Here is a 16,464-nt window from a genome sequence, read left to right on the forward strand (position 1 = left end):
ACTCGAAACCCGGAGAAGAACGGGCTGGAAGGGAGAAAGGGCATGTCAAAGGGGATCTACATCACCGGCACGGGGCCCGGGAGCGGGAAATCGTTGATCGTTCTCGGGATGATGGAGTTGCTGGCACAGCACGGCCGAAAGCTCGGGTTCTTTCGACCCGTCGCCGTTGAAGGGGGCGGCGTCGATCGGCTGGCGGCACTCGTCACGAGCCGATACGCCATCACGGCCCCGGGTGAGAGCATGTTCGGCGCCAGTTATGCCTCCGCTCGAGACCTCATTGCCGGGGACAAGATGGACGAGTTGCAGAGTCGAATCATCGAGAAGTACGAGGCCCTGGAGCGGCAATGCGATTTCGTGGTCTGCGTGGGCACCGATTACAGGGCCGTGCACACGGCGCTGGAGTTCGAGTATAACGTTGAAGTGGCGCGGAATCTCGGCACGCCCCTCATGCCCATTGTCGCGGGGCGGGGAAGAACCCCGGGAGAGATCGTGGATTCGGTGCGAATCCTGGCGGAGTTTCTGGAGGCACGGAAGTGCGACCTTGTTTCGGTGTTCGTCAACCGGGTTGCACCGGGCCATGTGAAGGAGGCGGCGACTCGACTCGAGGAAAATGCACCCGCGGGGATTCCCGTGTTCGTTTTGCCGGATCACCCAATGCTCGACAAACCCACGGTGGGCGAGATAATGAGGGCTCTCGGGGCGGGAATGGTGCACGGAGACGCGAACCGGCTCGACCGTGAAGTGACCGGGTACAGGGTGGCGGCCATGGAACTGCCCAACTTCCTGGATCACCTGGTGGAAGGTTGCATGGTCATCACGCCCGGTGACCGCTCCGATATCCTCATCGGAACACTGGCGGCGGATGCGGCCACTTCCTACCCGGGGATTGCCGGCGTCGTCCTCACGGGGGGCTTCAAGCCCGCGCCGCAGGTGCAGCGTCTCTTCGAAGGCCTGAGGCGTTCGCCCGTCCCGATCCTCCATGTGGACGCCGACACTTTTGAGACGGTAACAGAGGTGAACGCCGTGCCCGCGGGCCTCTCCCCCGAGAATCAGAGGAAGATCGCCGGCGCCCTCGGGGTCTTCGAATCCAACGTGGATGTGAGCCGGTTGGAGGGCCGGATCGCGGTCATGCGTTCCTCCCGCGTCACGCCGCTCATGTTCCAGCACGATCTTCTGAGCGGCGCGCGGGCCAAGCGCCGGCACATCGTTCTTCCCGAAGGCACCGAGAAACGTATCCTCAGGGCGGCGGAGATCCTCCAGCTACGGGACGCCGTTGACATCACGCTGCTCGGAAGCCCCAAAGAGGTCGGCGAGAAGATCACCTCCCTCGGCCTGTCCCTCCCCGGTGTCAAGATCATCGACCCAATGACGTCGGAGCTCCGCGAGGATTTCGGGCGGACTTATTTCGAGCTCCGGCAACACAAGGGGATTTCCCTGCAGATGGCCCTGGACGCCATGTCCGACGTCAGCTATTTCGGGACCATGATGGTCTGCCGGGGCATTGCCGACGGCATGGTCTCCGGGGCGGTCCATTCGACGCAGCACACGATCCGTCCCGCCCTGGAGATCATCAGGACCCGGCCGGGCTGCCCGATCGTCTCCAGCGTCTTCTTCATGTGTCTTTCGGACCGCGTTCTCGTTTACGGCGATTGCGCGGTCAACCCCGACCCCGATGCCGAGCAACTGGCGCACATCGCCATCAGTTCCGCTTCAACGGCCCGCAATTTCGGCATTGAGCCGCGTGTGGCGATGCTCTCGTACTCGACGGGGGAATCCGGCAAGGGAGCCGACGTCGAAAAGGTGAAGGAAGCGACCCGGCTCGCCAGGCGGCTTTGCCCGGACCTCAAGCTGGAGGGCCCCGTTCAGTACGATGCCGCCGTCGATCCGGACGTCGCCAGGGTGAAACTGCCGGAGAGCGAAGTCGCGGGCCGTGCCACCGTCTTCATCTTCCCCGACCTCAACGCCGGCAACAATGCCTACAAGGCGGTGCAGCGGACGGCAAATGCCGTCGCCATAGGTCCGGTCCTGCAGGGGCTGAACAAACCGGTCAACGACCTGAGCCGGGGATGCACCGTCACCGACATCGTCAACACCGTCGCCATAACCGCCATCCAGGCCCAGATGGAAGGAGACGCCACATGAGGGTGATCGTCGTCAATTCGGGCAGTTCCTCGATCAAATACGAAGTGTTCGCTCTGGACGACTGCTCCACGCTGGTGGACGGCCTGCTCGAGCGGATCGGGACCCGGAACGCCAGGTTCAAGCGCCGCTGGCTGACCGATTCCGGCCACTGGGAGGAAATGGAGGAGACCCGACCGATTGCGGACCACCATGAAGGTTTCCGGTTCCTCCTCGATGCGGCCGTGCGCTATCCCACCACCCGTGTCGCCCCCGGAGCGTTTTTCGGATTCGGCCATCGTGTCGTCCACGGGGGAGAGGTATTCCATGAACCGGTGATCGTCGACGATGAGGTCGTCCGGCGGATCAAGGACCTTATCCCTCTCGCCCCGCTCCACAACCCCGCCAATGTCGCCGCCATCGAGGCGCTTCGACTGATCCGTCCCGATGTGCCCAACGTGGCGGTTTTCGACACGGCCTTTCACCAGAGCATGCCGCCCAAAGCATTTCTATACGCATTGCCCCACGAGCTGTACCGCGAGCATCACGTGCGGCGCTATGGGTTCCATGGGACCTCGCATCGCTACGTTGCGGGAGAAGCCGCGCGCCACCTGGGGCTGCCCGAGGATTACGCGAACCTGATCACCCTGCATCTCGGCAACGGGGCGAGCGCGACCGCCGTGCAGGGCGGCAGGAGCATCGATACCTCCATGGGCCTGACGCCCCTGGAAGGCCTCATCATGGGCACGAGATGCGGAGATCTGGACCCGGCGGTTCATTTCTACATTTCGCGGAAAACCGGCCGGTCCTCTGAAGAGCTTGAAGCCATGATGAACAAGGAAAGCGGGCTGAAGGGCATCTGCGGCACGAACGACATGCGGGAAATCCAGCGCCGCTCCGCAGACGGCGATGCCCGGGCGCAACTGGCCTTCGAAATGTTCTGCTACCGGATCAGGAAATACATCGGCTCCTATTCCGCGGCGCTTGGCCGGGTCGACGCCATTGTCTTTACGGGGGGCATCGGTGAGAATTCGGCCCCCGTTCGAAGAGAATGCTGCGATGGGCTGAGGAACCTCGGGGTCGTGCTCGACCACCGCAGGAACGAAGAGGACTGGAGCGGTCTTCATGAAATCCAGAGAGAGGACAGTCCGGTGAAGATTCTTGTCATACCGACCGACGAGGAGCGTGAGATCGCGCGCCAGACGATTCAGACCATACGCCGGGCAGGCGTTGCGGGTGGAGCCCGAAACCAGTGATTCCCGGTGCGCCGGGCGCGGGAGCGCCACCCATGCTCCGGCACAAACTCCATACCGCCGGGCGGACGGCTCACGATCTCTACCCGGTAAGAGGAAGACCTGACATGATAGATGCGCGAAACTACAGAGTGGAAGACAAGCTCAAGAACGGCGCCGTTGTGACCATCAGGGCCATTCGCCCCGACGACAGGAACCGGATCGTGGAGGCGTTCGGGCACCTTGAGAGGGAAACCATCTATTCGCGGTTTTTTCGTTACAAGAGCCAACTCACCGATGAAGAGCTCCGCGCGTTCACGGAAGCTGATTTCAAGAATGTCGTTGCACTGGTGGTCACGATACCGGCCGGTGGAGAGGATGAAACCGTCATCGGCTCGGGAAGCTATGTTCTATATGGTCCCTCAGACGCCCAGGGCAGGGCGGAGGTTGCTTTTACCGTCGAGGAAGACTACCAGGGCCAGGGGATCGCGAGCCGCATTCTGAAACACCTCGTTGATATCGCCCGGGAGCAGGGGGTGCTGCGGTTCGAAGCCGAGGTGCTCGCCGAGAACCGGGCGATGCTTACGGTCTTTGCCCACAGCGGACTTCCCATGAAAACGTCGCTGGAGGAGGGTGTGGTGTACGTGTCCCTTTCCCTGCAGGCGCAGGCGTCATGAACGAAGCGCCCGGCGGTTCGGCCGCGGAACGACCCACCCCAATGCACCGCCGCGTCAACGGAGGACATCGATGACACTGCCGCTCAACAAGACCAAAATCGTATGCACCATAGGGCCCGCTTCGCGTTCCCCGGAGGTGATGCAGTCGCTGCTGCTGGCCGGCATGAACGTCGCGCGGCTCAATTTCTCGCACGGTGATTTCTCGGGTCACAAAGGGGTGATCGAAGATCTCCGGGCCGCGGCCGCCGCCACCGGCCGTCGCATTGCCATCATGGCGGACCTTCCCGGCCCGAAGATGCGCATCGGCAGGTTCGGTTCCGAACCGATCGACCTGAAACCGGGGGACCTGTTCACCCTCACGACCGACGACGTGCCCGGAGACGAACGCAAGGTCTCCGTCAGCTTCTCCCCTCTCCCCCGGGTCGTCAGACCCGGCGACACGCTCTACCTGAACGACGGCCTGATCCAGGTGGATGTGGACCGGGTGCGGGACAGCGACGTCGACTGCCGCGTCGTGGTCGGCGGTGAGCTGCGCTCGTGCAAGGGGCTCAACCTCCCGGGCATCGACCTGGGCATCAGCGCCTTCACCGAACACGACCACAACTGCTTGAAATTCGCTCTCGAGAACGGTGTCGACGCGGTGAGCCAGTCGTTCGTCGAGAGCCCGGAGGACATCCGGGCGGTGAGGAACGCGGCGGCGGCCCTGGGCTACCGTCCCTTCATCATCGCCAAGATCGAACGATCCAGGGCGCTCGATCATCTCGACGACATCATCACCGCGGCGGACGCCGTCATGATCGCGCGAGGCGACCTGGGCGTGGAGCTCCCCATCGAGCAGATCCCCGTGGTTCAGAAACAGATCACGCGCGCGGCGAACATGCGCGCCAGGCCGGTCATCACCGCGACGCAGATGCTGGAATCCATGACGGCCAACCGGCGCCCCACCCGCGCGGAGGCGACCGATGTGGCCAACGCGATCCTCGATGGCTCGGACTGCGTCATGCTCTCGGGCGAGTCGGCCATGGGCGCCTATCCCGTCGACTCGGTCGCGACCCTTGCCAGGATCGCCGCCGCCATCGAGCCGCACCGCCCGATGGTCAGCGCCAGAGACCTGTTCAGGGGCATCGAGCTCAAGGGCAGGGTGCCCGCGGCAAGGCTGATCGACCTCAGTGTGGAGACCGTCCTGGAGTACGCCGACCCGGCCGCCGTCTTCGTCCCCACGCACCGCGGAGACACGGCCAGGAGCATCGCCCGGTTCCGCCTCCCGGCGTGGATCATTGCCGTCAGCTCGGAGGAAGCCACGTGCCGGCAGCTCCAGTTTTCCTCGGGTGTCTACCCCGTATGCGAGGCCCGGCACCCCGACAACTGGAACGCCTACGTGTCGGACTGGCTCAAGGCTCACGGGATGGAAGGAAATCTCGCTGTGGTGACCGAAGGCCCTTCGAGGCGCTATCCCGACGCCAACAACCGCCTCGAGATCGTGAACATGGCCTGGCCGGAAGAGATGGACGGATGAAGGAACCGGTTCGAAAAAGCGCTGTCCGGCCGGCCGCCTTCGCAACGGGAGAAAATCCCGGGAAAAGGGACTGCCGAGCCCCTTTTCCCGACCCTGGCGAAACGGCGTCATCCGACATTCGATTCCCCGTTTAGAGGCAAAAGCAACCTTCCCACTCCGGAGGAACGACCATGGAATACGTGATCGCGCTGCTGAGTCAGCAACCCTTGATGACCCTTTTTCTCGTAGTCGCTTTCGGATACCTGCTGGGCGAAGTGAACATCAAGGGCTTTTCGCTGGGCGCCGGTGCGGTGCTTTTCGTGGCCCTGTTCGTCGGATGGCTGGCCCCCAAATCGGCGCCGGCGCCCCTGGTCGGGACGCTCGGTCTGGCCCTGTTCCTCTATTGCGTTGGCATCCAGTACGGCAAGCTGTTTTTCACGGGCCTCGTCAGCCCCACGGGACGAAAGGCGAACCTTCTGGCCCTTATCGGGTTGATCGTCGCGGGAGCCGCGGCACTGGCCTCCATGAACCTGTTCGGTCTGAAGCCGGGCTATGTCCTGGGAGTATTCGCCGGGTCCGGGACCTCCACTCCCGCTCTGCAGGCAGCCATGTCGTCGCTCGGCAACAGCGATCCCGCCGTCGGCTACTCGGCGACTTATCCCTTCGGCGTTGCCGGGCCGATCCTCGTCATGTACCTGGCCTTCTTCCTCTTCAAACCGAAGATCGAGGTGCCCAAAAGCGCCGCGCTCGATTTCATGGAAATTGCCGTACGGAACCCCGATCTCTTCGGGAAGAAACTCGGGGACGTGTTGCACATGCTGCCCTCGCAAACCGAAATCGCGGCCGTTCGTCACGAAGGCCGGAACAAGTTCCCCGACCCCGCCCTCGTCCTCGGTCCGGACGACGTCCTGATGATCACCTCCGCCACCGAAGCCGGCCTGGAGGAGGCCCGGAAAATTATCGGCGAGGCGGCGCCTGGGAAGATCGTCATGGACCGTTCCGCCTTGGACTATTTCAGGGTGTTCGCCTCGAAGCGCGCCGTGGTGGGGACGGCTCTCGGCGACCTCAAAATCCCCGGAGGGTTCGACTACCAGCTCGTGCAGGTGACCCGCGGAGACAGTGACCTTCTCCCTCGCCGGGATCTCATCCTGGAGTTCGGGGACCGGGTCGGCCTCCTGGTGAACCGGGCCAACGCTCAAGCAGTCCGCGCCTTCTTCGGCGACTCCATCAAGGGAACGGCCGACTTGAGCTATATCTCCATCGGGCTCGGGATGGCGCTCGGTCTCCTGGTCGGCCTGATCCCCCTGCCCATTCCGGGGCTCGGGAAACTGACGCTGGGCTTTGCGGGGTTGCTGCTCACGGCGCTGGTGCTGGGTTACTTCCGGCGTTCGGGCGGTCTTCACTGGACCATGCCCCTGTCGGCGAACCTGGTGCTGAGGAACCTCGGGCTCACGATCTTCCTGGCCCAGGTGGGCATTTCGTGCGGGCCGAAATTCGCGGAGGCGCTGGCTGAAAGCGGATTCCTGCTCGTCTTCGACGGGGTCCTGGTCCTCATGAGCCTTGTGCTCCCCGTCATGATCATCGGCATGGTCGTTTTCAAGCTGCCGTTCGATGAGGTTTGCGGCGTGGTCGGCGGAGTGACGGGAAACCCGGCCATCCTGATGTACGCCGGCAAACTGACGGGTACGGAGAAACCGGACGTCGGCTACGCCATGATTTTCCCCGGAGCGACCGTGATGAAGATCCTTTTCGTTCAGATTGCCGCCGCCATCTGGGGAGGATGAACGCGAGGGCATCGAAACTGCCTGGGGCCCCCGCCCCTGTCGAGGGCCCGTTGATTTCGCCTCCGCGCTCCCGCGAGCGTCGTGGTTTTCGAGTTGGAGGAACAAACACGGAAGAATTCGGTTCGAGAAGGTTCGACCGATGAAAAAAGTCGTGTTGTCGAGGCACGGAGAGAGTGAATGGAACAGGGAGAATCGTTTCACCGGCTGGACGGACGTGGCGCTCAACGAAAACGGGGTCCGTGAAGCCGTGGATGCGGGGCGCACCCTGCCGGTTCCCGGCGTTCGGGGGAGTCTTGTCGGTTTGCGTTGAAGACAGCGACATTGAGCGGAAGGGAGTGGTGCCCTGTCCGCCGGTTTCGCGGGTGGCGGAGGCGGGGTTTATCGCCCCTTCCGCCGATCCTCCATTGCGCGATCTCGAACGCGGATCGGTTTCAGCCACTCGATCAAAACAGACAGGAGTATCTCATGAAGATCCTGACCGCTCCCAGAATGGAGAGGTGCATCGGTTGCCACTCCTGCTCCCTGGCGTGTGCCCGGTTGGTGCACAAGATGCTCTCGTGGGACATGGCGGGAATCCGGATCGCTTCCTCCGGGGGGCTCTCCACGGGGTTCGAAGCCAGAACTTGTCTCGCCTGCCTGCCTGCTCCATGCGCGGCCGCCTGTCCTACCGGCGCTTACGCGCAACGAAAGGGCGGGGGCGTCATCGTCAGGAAGAACCTCTGCATCCGCTGCGGCAAGTGTGCCGATGCCTGCCCGGTGGACGCCGTCTTTCTCGCCCCTGACGGAGAACCCTTCGTGTGCATCCATTGCGGACGGTGCGTCGTGTATTGTCCGCACGACTGTCTCGAACTGACGGACGTCGGAACCGAAGGAGCGGAAGAAAGCAACGCTCGGGAGAGTGCGTCATGACCGGAGAGACCAGGGAACAATTCAAAGTGCTCGTCGTCGACCTTCCCGCCGGGCGAGGCGCCATAACCTCACTCGAAGGCAGGGACAGCCTGGCCGGCGGCAGCGGCCTGACGGCCATGCTCTTCGACAGATACGGGCTCCCGGACCGACCGTGGGACGATCCGGAACAGCCGCTCATCTTCGCCATCGGCCCCCTCACCGGCTACTTCCCGCTCATGAGCAAGACCGTCTGCGCCTTCAAGTCCCCCTATCACGATCAGTACGCCGAAAGCCACGCCGGAGGACGTTCGGCCCTCTCGCTCAGGTTTGCGGGCTTCGATGCCCTCGTGATCCGGGGCAAGGCTCTCGCGCCGTCCTGCCTGTCAGTGGGCTCGCGTCACCTCGAGCTCAAGGACGTCCATTTCCTTTGGGGCATGGATCTTCTCAGAACCGGCAAGATGTTGCGGCGCATGTACGAAGGGTCGGGGCACCGGAGCATCCTTCGGATCGGTCCCGCGGGTGAGAACGGCTCGGCCATGGCCTGCATCAACGTGGACACGTACCGCCACTTCGGAAGACTCGGCTGCGGCGCTGTCATGGGAGCGAAAAACCTCAAGGGCATCGTCATCCTGGGCGACGGTTCGTCCCCGCTTCCCGAAGGGAAGGCCTATCCGAAGCTGTTCACCGAAGTATACCGGAAGATGACCGACACGGACATGATGGAGAAGTACCACAACTTCGGGACCCCCATCAATATGGCGATCTTGAACGGTATCAGCGCCCTTCCCATCAGGAACCTCCAGAAAACGAGCGATCCCGGCATCGAAGGGATCACCGGGGAAACTTTCGCCCGGGATACGCTGCTTCGCAATGCCGCCTGCGCCGGGTGCCCCGTGGGTTGCGTGCACCTCGGGTTCGTCCGCGAGAGGTTCATGGAAGAAAACCGCTACCTCTACCGGCAGGTCTCCTACGACCACGAGCCGATCTTTGCCGCCGGGGCCATGCTCCACGTGACCAACGCCTTCTCCGTGCTTACCCTCCTCGATACGGTGGAACGGGAGGGGCTCGACATCATGTCCGCCGGCGTTGCCCTGGCGTGGGCCACGGAGGCCCTTGAAAAAGGGATCGTCACCACCCGCGAGACCATCGTCCCCCTCAAATTCGGGGATGAAACCGCCTACCGGGAAGGGTTCCACCACCTCGGCGCCGCTTCCAACGATTTCTACCGGCTCCTCGCGCAAGGAACTATGAAGGCTGCCGAGCATTACGGAGGAGCCGACTTCGCCTGCGTGCTCGGCCAGGAGATGGCCGGCTATGCCACCGGCGAGGTGTTCTTCGTCTCTCAGGCACTCGGCCTTCGGCACTCCCACCTGGACGCGGGCGGCTATTCCTACGATCAGAAGGACAAGGAGCCCGATGTCGACGGCGCGGTCCGGTTCCTGGTCCAGGACGAACAGGCCAGGGTGCTGCTCACCTCCATGGTGAGCTGTCTCTTCGCCAGGGGCGTGTACGGAGACCAGGTCCTCTCCGATTGCCTGCGCTCCCTCGGCTACCTCAACCTTGCCGACGGCCTCGGCGATGTCTCCCGCAACGTCCGGAAACTGCGGTGGCGAACACGCCTGCGCACGGGCTTCGACCCGCGAACCGTGTCGATACCCAAGCGCTTCCTGGAAGTCGAGACATGGAGGGGCCGGATCGACTCGGCGTACCTGAATGCGCTCAAGGACGCCTACGCGGGGGCGATCCTCGCTCTCGGAGAGGAGGATGCGTGAGGAATCGGCCACCAGAAAGGATTTTCGATCATGGAACGATTTGCGGATTATGCACTCCGGGCACTCGGGGTCAGGCTTCCCGAAGACTACGCCCGGTTCATGGATATTCATGGAAAGAAGCTCTCGGATGATCCCGTCCGTGCGCAGAGCTGGCTCCAGGGGCTTGGGTCCGCGCATTTCGTGGTCGGGACCACCCTCGCCTTCCGCTCCAGGCTGCCCGGTTTTCGCCTCGAGAACGTGCTGATCGGCTATGCCGGCCTCAAAACCATCGTCATCAACAAGGTGTACGAGGAAATCGACGAATACTTCATGCTGGACACCCGGGAGGGGAGCGTCCACGCGATCGACTCTTTCGGAGCCGCAAACCGGCTTGCGGAGAGCTTCGAGGAGTGGATCGGCCCGGAGCTTCTGAGGGCCGTGCTCAAGGAACAATACAAGAGCAGCCTCACCGTCGTCATCTTCGATGACGAACAGAAGGCCGAAGAGGCGCGCCTGAAGCTTTTGGAACTCCGGCGCGGGGGTTTCGTGGAACTGGAGGATGCCGTGGTCGTGGTGAGGGGACAGGACGGCACGGTCCGGCATCACCAGATGCACAAGCTGACGCGAAAGGGAGGGATCGCCGGGAGCATCACGGGGCTCATCGTCGGCAGCATCTTTTTCAGCCCCGTGATCGGAGCGGTCTTCGGAGCGGTTTCAGGAGCCCTCTCCGCATCGCTCACCGACATCGGAATCGACGACCGGTTCGTCGAGGATCTGTCTCGCAAGCTCAAGCCCGGGTGCTCCGCCCTGTTCACCCTGGTGCGCAAGGCGGACCCCGAGCGCGTGAGAGAGGCGTTCCTGGGTTTCGGGGGAAAGGTCCTCGTGAACTCGGTGAGCAAGGAAAGGGAGACCGTCTTGCAGGAGATCCTCGATGCGGCCGGTGAGAAAACGGAGTAGCGTAGCCGCCGCGGGGGGGGAATTTATCATGAACCGATGGCAACCGCATGTCGACACGACGAGCCGGGACTCTTGAAACCGGGCTGCAAGCCTGTCCCCGGACAGCGCATGGAGGAGGATTGCCTGTGGCTTGCGAAATCATTCGAATCGATGGGGCGCTCATGCATGTCAGGATCTCCGGCATCATGGAGCCGGCCGACCAGGAGTCCCTGCAGACCGTGGCCGCGAGCCTGATCGCTCAGGGCTTGAAGGTGCGGCTTCTCGCCACTCTCGATGATTTTGAGGGCTGGCGGAAGGGGGCGGACTGGGGAGATATCGCCTTTTTCATGACGCATGGTAATGACGTGGCCAGGATGGCCATCGTCGGCGATGAAAGGTGGAAGGACCAAATCTTCGCCTTTGTCGGAAAAGGATTGAGGGACACCGAGGTCGAGTTCTTCCCGTTGTCGTCGGAAGGGGAAGCCGAGCGCTGGGTGCGGGCATGAACCCCGGAACGCCCGGCCCCGCCGAAAAGGATGCCTGCCATGAATGATTTCCTGGCACCCGCGGCCAATCTGATGCTTCTGCTCTTCGTCGTGTCCGCTCTTCTCGGCACGGGATTGAGCCTGACGCTGAGGCAGATTCTGGAGCCGCTGCGCAGTATCCGCCTGGTGATCTCATCCCTTGCGGCAAGCTTTCTCCTGGTTCCGCTCATAGCCGTGGTCCTCACGCGAATCCACCCGTTGGAACGGCCGCTCCGGATCGGTCTCATCCTGCTGAGCATGACGGCCGGTTCCGAGGGCCTCCCCAAGATTACCGGAATCGTGAAGGGGAACACGGCTTATGCCGTGGGGCTCATGTGCATGCAACTGGTCGTTTCCCTGGTCTACGTCTTATCGCTCATTTCGGTGCTTCTGCCCGAAGTCTCGGTGGATCACGTCAAGTTGGCGACCAAGCTGGTTGTGTTGGTCTTCCTGCCCCTGGCGACCGGGCTGCTGCTCAAAGCGCGCCGTGAATCCGCGGCCGTGCGCCTGGAGCACTGGCTCCACAAGGTTTCCATGTTTTCCCTGTTTCTCATGTTCGCCCTCTTCATCGCGGCCAACTACTCGGCGGTCCTGGCCATCCTCCATTTCGAGGCGGTCCTGACCGTGATCGTCTACCTTGCCCTTTCATTCATCGTCGGGTATTTGCTGGGCGGCCCGAATCCGGGCACGCGAACGGCCCTGGCGGTGGGCTCCCTCCTGCGCAGCGGAAGCATCGCGATGGTCGTGGCGAGCCAGGCTTTCGACGACCCGAGAGTGATCGTCATGATCATTTCGATATTCATCCTCATGCTGCCCGTCCTGCCTGTAATGATATGGGTGTTCCGCCCTCGCGGTTCGGCATGACGTGACCCTTTCCTCCTTCGGGCCTCCGGCGGGTCATGGACGGCCCCATCTTCGGCGGTCCCCCACGCCCCGGGACACGAATTTTTACCACGATTTGAAGGTGCAAGGGTGGGAGCCGGGCTCGGCGCGGACGTGCGCGCGGCGTGCCCGGGCATCACGATATTCCCGGTGCGAGGGTTTGGAACCGGAATGCCCGGCCCGAACGTGGGCACGATGAAACTTTGCTCACCTTACGGGTCCGGGCAGTCGCATACAAGGGCGGGACCAGGAGCTCCGTGGTCAAGGGCGACCCCAATCCCTTGCCGGTATGAGGAAACGGTTCTGATGGAAGGGGGTGCTCTAACATGCGTTCCCAATCCCTGGCCGGTCTGGGGGAACGACCGGGCAAAGGGTCTTCCGCGGGTGTGGTCTTCGAGGCAGGGCTCTAGGATTCGGCTTCCTCCCGGCCCTGGCGTCCGGGGGGAAGAAGACGGTCCTTCACGAAATGCCGCTCGCCGGAGGTAAACTCGTCAACCCCTTCCGCAGTAATGGCGAGCTCGCCCGTGTCGGTGCGTACGATCCACCCCTTGGACTTCATGTACCAGATGTGAAATTCCATCAGGTGCTGGGGACAGCTGAGCAGATCCTCGAGATGGAGTATGCCGACTCCGGCCTTGGACGCATTGTTGCGCCTGGCCGTGTAGAGCAGGCTGAGTATACTGTGCCGGATAAGCTGGTCGGAATCGATGCCGCCCGCGGGATCGGCCTGGATAAACAGCTTCCACTGCGCCGCGCGGGATTCTTCATACCCGGCATCGTAGGCGGCTCTCTGCTCCGGGTTCGAAAGCACGCGGAAGGCCGTCGTCAGGCGCGAAAACTTGTCGTGATCGCCCGTGTGCGGATTGTCGGGATGGTAACGCTTGGCCAGCAGCCGGTACACGCGTTCTATGGTTTCCTGGTCTGCGTTGGGGCTCAGCTGCATGCATTCATAATAGTCGACAAAGGATGAGGCGGGCACCGGTACCTCCTTCGGAACGCGTCTGTGACGCCGGGGCTGACGGCAACGGGCCGGGACATCGCGTTTGCGCCGTCGATGCATCTGAGCCCGCAACCGTAAAAAGAACTTCTTCTCTTGACCGGACAACTCCACGGAGGCCGGGTCGGCACCTCAATGCCGTCGAGGCTTTCGTCAAGCGCCGGTCGCGTCGCGGAAACCGGGTCGGCATCCGGAGCGATCTTCCCCGTTCACCTCCCCCTCTTTTTCGCATGCCATTTTCGTGCCATTTCCTGAGCCTTGGCCACCTGATCCGAAGTCATTTTGGCGCTGAGGGCTTCCAGGGCGTTACGGGCACCTTCCTCGCCGTTCGAAGCCGCAAGGTTCAGCCACATGTGGGCCTGGACGTAGTCCTGCAGGACGCCTTCCCCCTTGACATACATGAGGCCGAGGCGGGCCTGCGCCTGCGGCAGGCCTTTTTCCGCCGCTTTGCGGTACCACCTGGAGGCCTCGTTCATGTCCCGCTGCGTTCCCCGGCCTATTTCATGAAAGAGGGCGAGGTTGTACTGCGCTTCGGGGAACCCGCCCTCGGCGGCCTTGCGGTACCACGTCACCGCTTCGGAGAGGTCCCTGGGCCCGCCCCTGCCCTCGTAATACATTTGCGCCACCATGAACTGCGCGGAACTGTCGCCGCTTCGAGCGGCCGCGGAGTACCACTTGAACGCTTCGCCGTAATCGCGCGTAACCCCAGTACCCGTTTCGTACATGGCGGCGAGCATCTTCTGGGCATCCGTGTTCCCGCGCGCGGCCCCGGCCCGAAACTCCCTGAGAGCGGTCCCGTAGTCGCCCCGCCTGTAGGCCGCCATGCCGGACTTCATGCCGGCATGGACCGGTATGACCGCAAGAAGCAGCAGCCACAGCGCAAGAGCAAAAGCAGCCCTCACCCTGTTCAGCATGGGGTTTGCACTGAAGGTTTGCGGATTTGACTTCATCGAGGTGCCGCGGCTTACGGGCTACCCCGCGATTTCGCCGCGGCTGTAATTGCGGATGAATGCGACCAACTGTTTGGACTGTTCCGCCGTGAGATCACCGAATTGGACACCGCAACGCCTGTCCTCCGGGAGCCCGAGCCTGTAATGGCCTGAGAGGTCCACATCGTACACGATCTTGAAAGGGATGCCTTCAATCGTCGACAATTCGTCGTCATGCCAGGAAATCCTGAGACTCGACGCTCCTTCGGTCTGAATGCCGCGGGCGGTGTAGCTGAAAGCGAGTCCCCCCGCGCTGATGTCGAGAAGCCGGCCCAGCTTCGGCAGGTTCGGCTGGAGCGTTGACGAAAAAACGGCGAGTGCTCCATCCATAGCCTTGAACCGCTTGTATTGCCTGGTCTCCATGTCGCCCTCCCGCGAATCACGCTTGCCTCGTGTCCAGCGCACCGCCGATCGCGAAGGTCTTTCGAGGCCTCCGGCCCGGGGAAGCGCCTTACGGCGCCCGATGCACCCACACCAACCGAAATCGCTATGAGCCTTCCCGCGAGGCTCCCCACTGTCCGGCGAGTCGCCGCCTTTTCCAGAAAAAAAGAATACTTACAAGCCCCTATCTCCCTAGGACCGGGCTCGCTCGAACGGATAAACCTCTAGCGCACGGGCGGTCCTGCGCGGCCCCGCCGGAGCCGACACCCGCCTTTCTGCGTCCAGACCCCTCTAATCGTTCATTTTACTGGTCTCCAAAGCAGATGCAATATAAAATTAATCACATTTTAATATATTACACAAAAAAATTGGTACGAAACACAGGATTTCATCGGCTTGGGCGGCGAGATACCCGTTCGCCCCCACGATAAGCCTCGAGGGTCTCCTTTGCGTCTTTCCCATCCAAGCGATCTACTTCTGGTAGATCGAGGTCGTCCCGGAGCTTTCCCTCGACGAATGGGAACACCCTCCAGGCGCCCGGATCGGTCAGGCGCGCCGGGGCTCGATCCCGACGAGGCACCGCCGCCCACGCCGCTTTCGTGACTTGGCACATAACATGCTTAACATTGATAGATGCGGCGCAGGGCCGAGAAATCTTCGCGTCACTTTCGGGCCATGCACCCGAACCGGGCTTCGGATTCGAGCATGGCCTGTACCAACGGTTCGGTTTTCCCGCACCGGGTGCACGGAGTCTCGCCGGTGCGGAAGGGACGGTTTATGAAAACACAAGTGAAGACGTCACGCATGGACATCGGGAGGCTGGTGGCGGCCCCGGTGTTTGCTCTTCTCCTCTTCTTCAGCGCCCGGGGGCTCCTCGGAGGTCTGAGCTCGCTTTTCCCGCTGGATGCGGCGAAGGCACTCCTGCTGGTACACCGCCTGCTCATTGTTGCATTCTACGTGCTGATTGTCGTTCTCTATTTCATGAGAACCGCCGCGAGCTCAACGACCCGGTCCATCCCTGCCAGGTCCATTGCCGTGGGGGCAAGCTTCCTTCCCTTCGCCATCCCTCTGGCCGGCGGCGCTTCAGACGCGAGCCCGGTGGTGATGCTCGGCGCCAACGTGATCATGGCCTCGGGCATGGCCTTTGCGCTTGCGGCGCTTTTCGCCCTCGGCAGGAGCTTCAGCATTATCCCCCAGACGCGAAGCCTGGTGATGCACGGCCCCTATCGCCTGGTGCGGCACCCGCTCTATCTCGGCGAACTGGTGACGGTGGCGGGTTTCGTGCTTGCGGGCGTCGCGCCGGCCAAGGTGCTCATCTTTGTCCTGCTTGCGGCGTGCCAGGTTTATCGGGCCTTGCAGGAGGAAAAGCTCCTCGCGGCAATGTTCCCGGAATACGAAGGGTATGCTTCCCGAACCCCCCGCCTGCTGCCCGGAGTTTTCTAGCTTTCGGGAGTCATATATATGTGGAAGATACATTCCCGCGTGAGTCTGTTTTCATGGTTTGCGGGGGCACGAAGCCCGGCCTGATCGTGGGCACGGAGGAACCGTGCCCACCCTACGGATCCGCACGGTCCCAGGGGTTTATCCCGCTCGCGCCACCTCCGGCTACGTCTGACGGGCACATCGGTCCGTGAGGGCGGGGTTTATCCCGCCCGCGTTACCTCCTGACGGGCGGGTTCTGACGGGCACATCGGTCCGTAGCAAGGGGCGGGCTTTATGCCCGCCCGCCCCTGACTACGTGGCCGGGACGGCAGGGGCAAGGATGTTAAAATCGTGGGCCGCGCCGGCGCGCAACCCACCCTTGCTACGC

General features: G+C 62.7%; 14 protein-coding genes and 1 pseudogene. 12 read left to right on the forward strand and 3 right to left on the reverse strand.

What is annotated here, in order from left to right:
- Positions 1-42: 42 nt before the first annotated feature.
- The 11 genes and pseudogenes from pta to SFUM_RS07675 all read left to right on the forward strand — a co-directional run bounded on the left by pta (position 43) and on the right by SFUM_RS07675 (position 12,269).
- Entirely contained in the window at positions 43-2,142 is a 2,100-nt protein-coding gene (pta, locus tag SFUM_RS07630) for a phosphate acetyltransferase (RefSeq protein ID WP_011698332.1), read from the forward strand.
- Positions 2,139-3,374 (forward strand): acetate kinase, encoded by a 1,236-nt coding sequence (locus SFUM_RS07635; RefSeq protein WP_011698333.1) that lies wholly within the window; start codon positions 2,139-2,141, stop codon positions 3,372-3,374. The genes pta and SFUM_RS07635 overlap by 4 nt, the downstream gene beginning before the upstream one ends.
- A gap of 104 nt (positions 3,375-3,478) precedes the next feature.
- Positions 3,479-4,027 (forward strand): GNAT family N-acetyltransferase, encoded by a 549-nt coding sequence (locus SFUM_RS07640; protein WP_041440143.1) that lies wholly within the window; start codon positions 3,479-3,481, stop codon positions 4,025-4,027.
- A gap of 70 nt (positions 4,028-4,097) precedes the next feature.
- Positions 4,098-5,543: a pyruvate kinase gene (pyk, locus tag SFUM_RS07645; protein WP_011698335.1), complete on the forward strand. Its 1,446-nt coding sequence runs from the start codon at positions 4,098-4,100 to the stop codon at positions 5,541-5,543.
- 170 nt (positions 5,544-5,713) lie between these two features.
- Complete coding sequence (locus SFUM_RS07650; protein WP_011698336.1) at positions 5,714-7,306, forward strand: aspartate:alanine exchanger family transporter; 1,593 nt, start codon at positions 5,714-5,716, stop codon at positions 7,304-7,306.
- A gap of 139 nt (positions 7,307-7,445) precedes the next feature.
- A pseudogene (locus tag SFUM_RS22435) lies at positions 7,446-7,586 on the forward strand (histidine phosphatase family protein); the annotation flags it as partial.
- A gap of 185 nt (positions 7,587-7,771) precedes the next feature.
- Positions 7,772-8,215, forward strand: a complete 444-nt coding sequence (locus tag SFUM_RS07655) for a 4Fe-4S binding protein (RefSeq protein WP_011698338.1) — start codon at positions 7,772-7,774, stop codon at positions 8,213-8,215.
- On the forward strand, positions 8,212-9,966 hold the full coding sequence (locus SFUM_RS07660) for an aldehyde ferredoxin oxidoreductase N-terminal domain-containing protein (RefSeq protein ID WP_011698339.1): 1,755 nt from the start codon (positions 8,212-8,214) through the stop codon (positions 9,964-9,966). The genes SFUM_RS07655 and SFUM_RS07660 overlap by 4 nt, the downstream gene beginning before the upstream one ends.
- Before the next feature lie 30 nt (positions 9,967-9,996).
- Complete coding sequence (locus SFUM_RS07665) at positions 9,997-10,902, forward strand: DUF1269 domain-containing protein (RefSeq protein ID WP_011698340.1); 906 nt, start codon at positions 9,997-9,999, stop codon at positions 10,900-10,902.
- Positions 10,903-11,027: 125 nt separating this feature from the next.
- Complete coding sequence (locus tag SFUM_RS07670; protein WP_150109460.1) at positions 11,028-11,387, forward strand: SpoIIAA family protein; 360 nt, start codon at positions 11,028-11,030, stop codon at positions 11,385-11,387.
- 39 nt (positions 11,388-11,426) lie between these two features.
- Complete coding sequence (locus SFUM_RS07675; protein WP_011698342.1) at positions 11,427-12,269, forward strand: bile acid:sodium symporter family protein; 843 nt, start codon at positions 11,427-11,429, stop codon at positions 12,267-12,269.
- 424 nt (positions 12,270-12,693) lie between these two features.
- On the opposite strand, the gene SFUM_RS07680 is transcribed toward SFUM_RS07675, so the two are convergent.
- From SFUM_RS07680 to SFUM_RS07690, 3 genes are all read right to left on the reverse strand, one after another.
- Positions 12,694-13,266: a J domain-containing protein gene (locus SFUM_RS07680; protein ID WP_011698343.1), complete on the reverse strand. Its 573-nt coding sequence runs from the start codon at positions 13,264-13,266 to the stop codon at positions 12,694-12,696.
- A 227-nt stretch (positions 13,267-13,493) separates the two neighbouring features.
- On the reverse strand, positions 13,494-14,234 hold the full coding sequence (locus tag SFUM_RS07685) for a tetratricopeptide repeat protein (protein WP_011698344.1): 741 nt from the start codon (positions 14,232-14,234) through the stop codon (positions 13,494-13,496).
- A 21-nt stretch (positions 14,235-14,255) separates the two neighbouring features.
- Positions 14,256-14,636 (reverse strand): PilZ domain-containing protein, encoded by a 381-nt coding sequence (locus SFUM_RS07690; RefSeq protein WP_011698345.1) that lies wholly within the window; start codon positions 14,634-14,636, stop codon positions 14,256-14,258.
- A 795-nt stretch (positions 14,637-15,431) separates the two neighbouring features.
- On the opposite strand from SFUM_RS07690, the gene SFUM_RS21585 reads away from it, so the two are divergent.
- Complete coding sequence (locus SFUM_RS21585; protein ID WP_011698346.1) at positions 15,432-16,097, forward strand: methyltransferase family protein; 666 nt, start codon at positions 15,432-15,434, stop codon at positions 16,095-16,097.
- The last annotated feature ends 367 nt before the right edge of the window (positions 16,098-16,464 follow it).

This window comes from Syntrophobacter fumaroxidans MPOB, from assembly GCF_000014965.1.
Classification (GTDB): Bacteria; Desulfobacterota; Syntrophobacteria; order Syntrophobacterales; family Syntrophobacteraceae; genus Syntrophobacter; species Syntrophobacter fumaroxidans.

What these genes read in the sequence shown, in the direction of transcription:
- SFUM_RS07640 (WP_041440143.1), top strand. Translation starts at nt 3,479, where the DNA reads ATGATAGATGCGCGAAACTACAGAGTGGAAGACAAGCTCAAGAACGGC.
- SFUM_RS07655 (WP_011698338.1), top strand. Translation starts at nt 7,772, where the DNA reads ATGAAGATCCTGACCGCTCCCAGAATGGAGAGGTGCATCGGTTGCCAC.
- SFUM_RS07690 (WP_011698345.1), bottom strand. Translation starts at nt 14,636, where the DNA reads ATGGAGACCAGGCAATACAAGCGGTTCAAGGCTATGGATGGAGCACTC.
- SFUM_RS07635 (WP_011698333.1), top strand. Translation starts at nt 2,139, where the DNA reads ATGAGGGTGATCGTCGTCAATTCGGGCAGTTCCTCGATCAAATACGAA.
- pyk (WP_011698335.1), top strand. Translation starts at nt 4,098, where the DNA reads ATGACACTGCCGCTCAACAAGACCAAAATCGTATGCACCATAGGGCCC.
- SFUM_RS21585 (WP_011698346.1), top strand. Translation starts at nt 15,432, where the DNA reads ATGAAAACACAAGTGAAGACGTCACGCATGGACATCGGGAGGCTGGTG.
- SFUM_RS07675 (WP_011698342.1), top strand. Translation starts at nt 11,427, where the DNA reads ATGAATGATTTCCTGGCACCCGCGGCCAATCTGATGCTTCTGCTCTTC.
- SFUM_RS07660 (WP_011698339.1), top strand. Translation starts at nt 8,212, where the DNA reads ATGACCGGAGAGACCAGGGAACAATTCAAAGTGCTCGTCGTCGACCTT.
- SFUM_RS07650 (WP_011698336.1), top strand. Translation starts at nt 5,714, where the DNA reads ATGGAATACGTGATCGCGCTGCTGAGTCAGCAACCCTTGATGACCCTT.
- SFUM_RS07685 (WP_011698344.1), bottom strand. Translation starts at nt 14,234, where the DNA reads ATGAAGTCAAATCCGCAAACCTTCAGTGCAAACCCCATGCTGAACAGG.
- pta (WP_011698332.1), top strand. Translation starts at nt 43, where the DNA reads ATGTCAAAGGGGATCTACATCACCGGCACGGGGCCCGGGAGCGGGAAA.
- SFUM_RS07665 (WP_011698340.1), top strand. Translation starts at nt 9,997, where the DNA reads ATGGAACGATTTGCGGATTATGCACTCCGGGCACTCGGGGTCAGGCTT.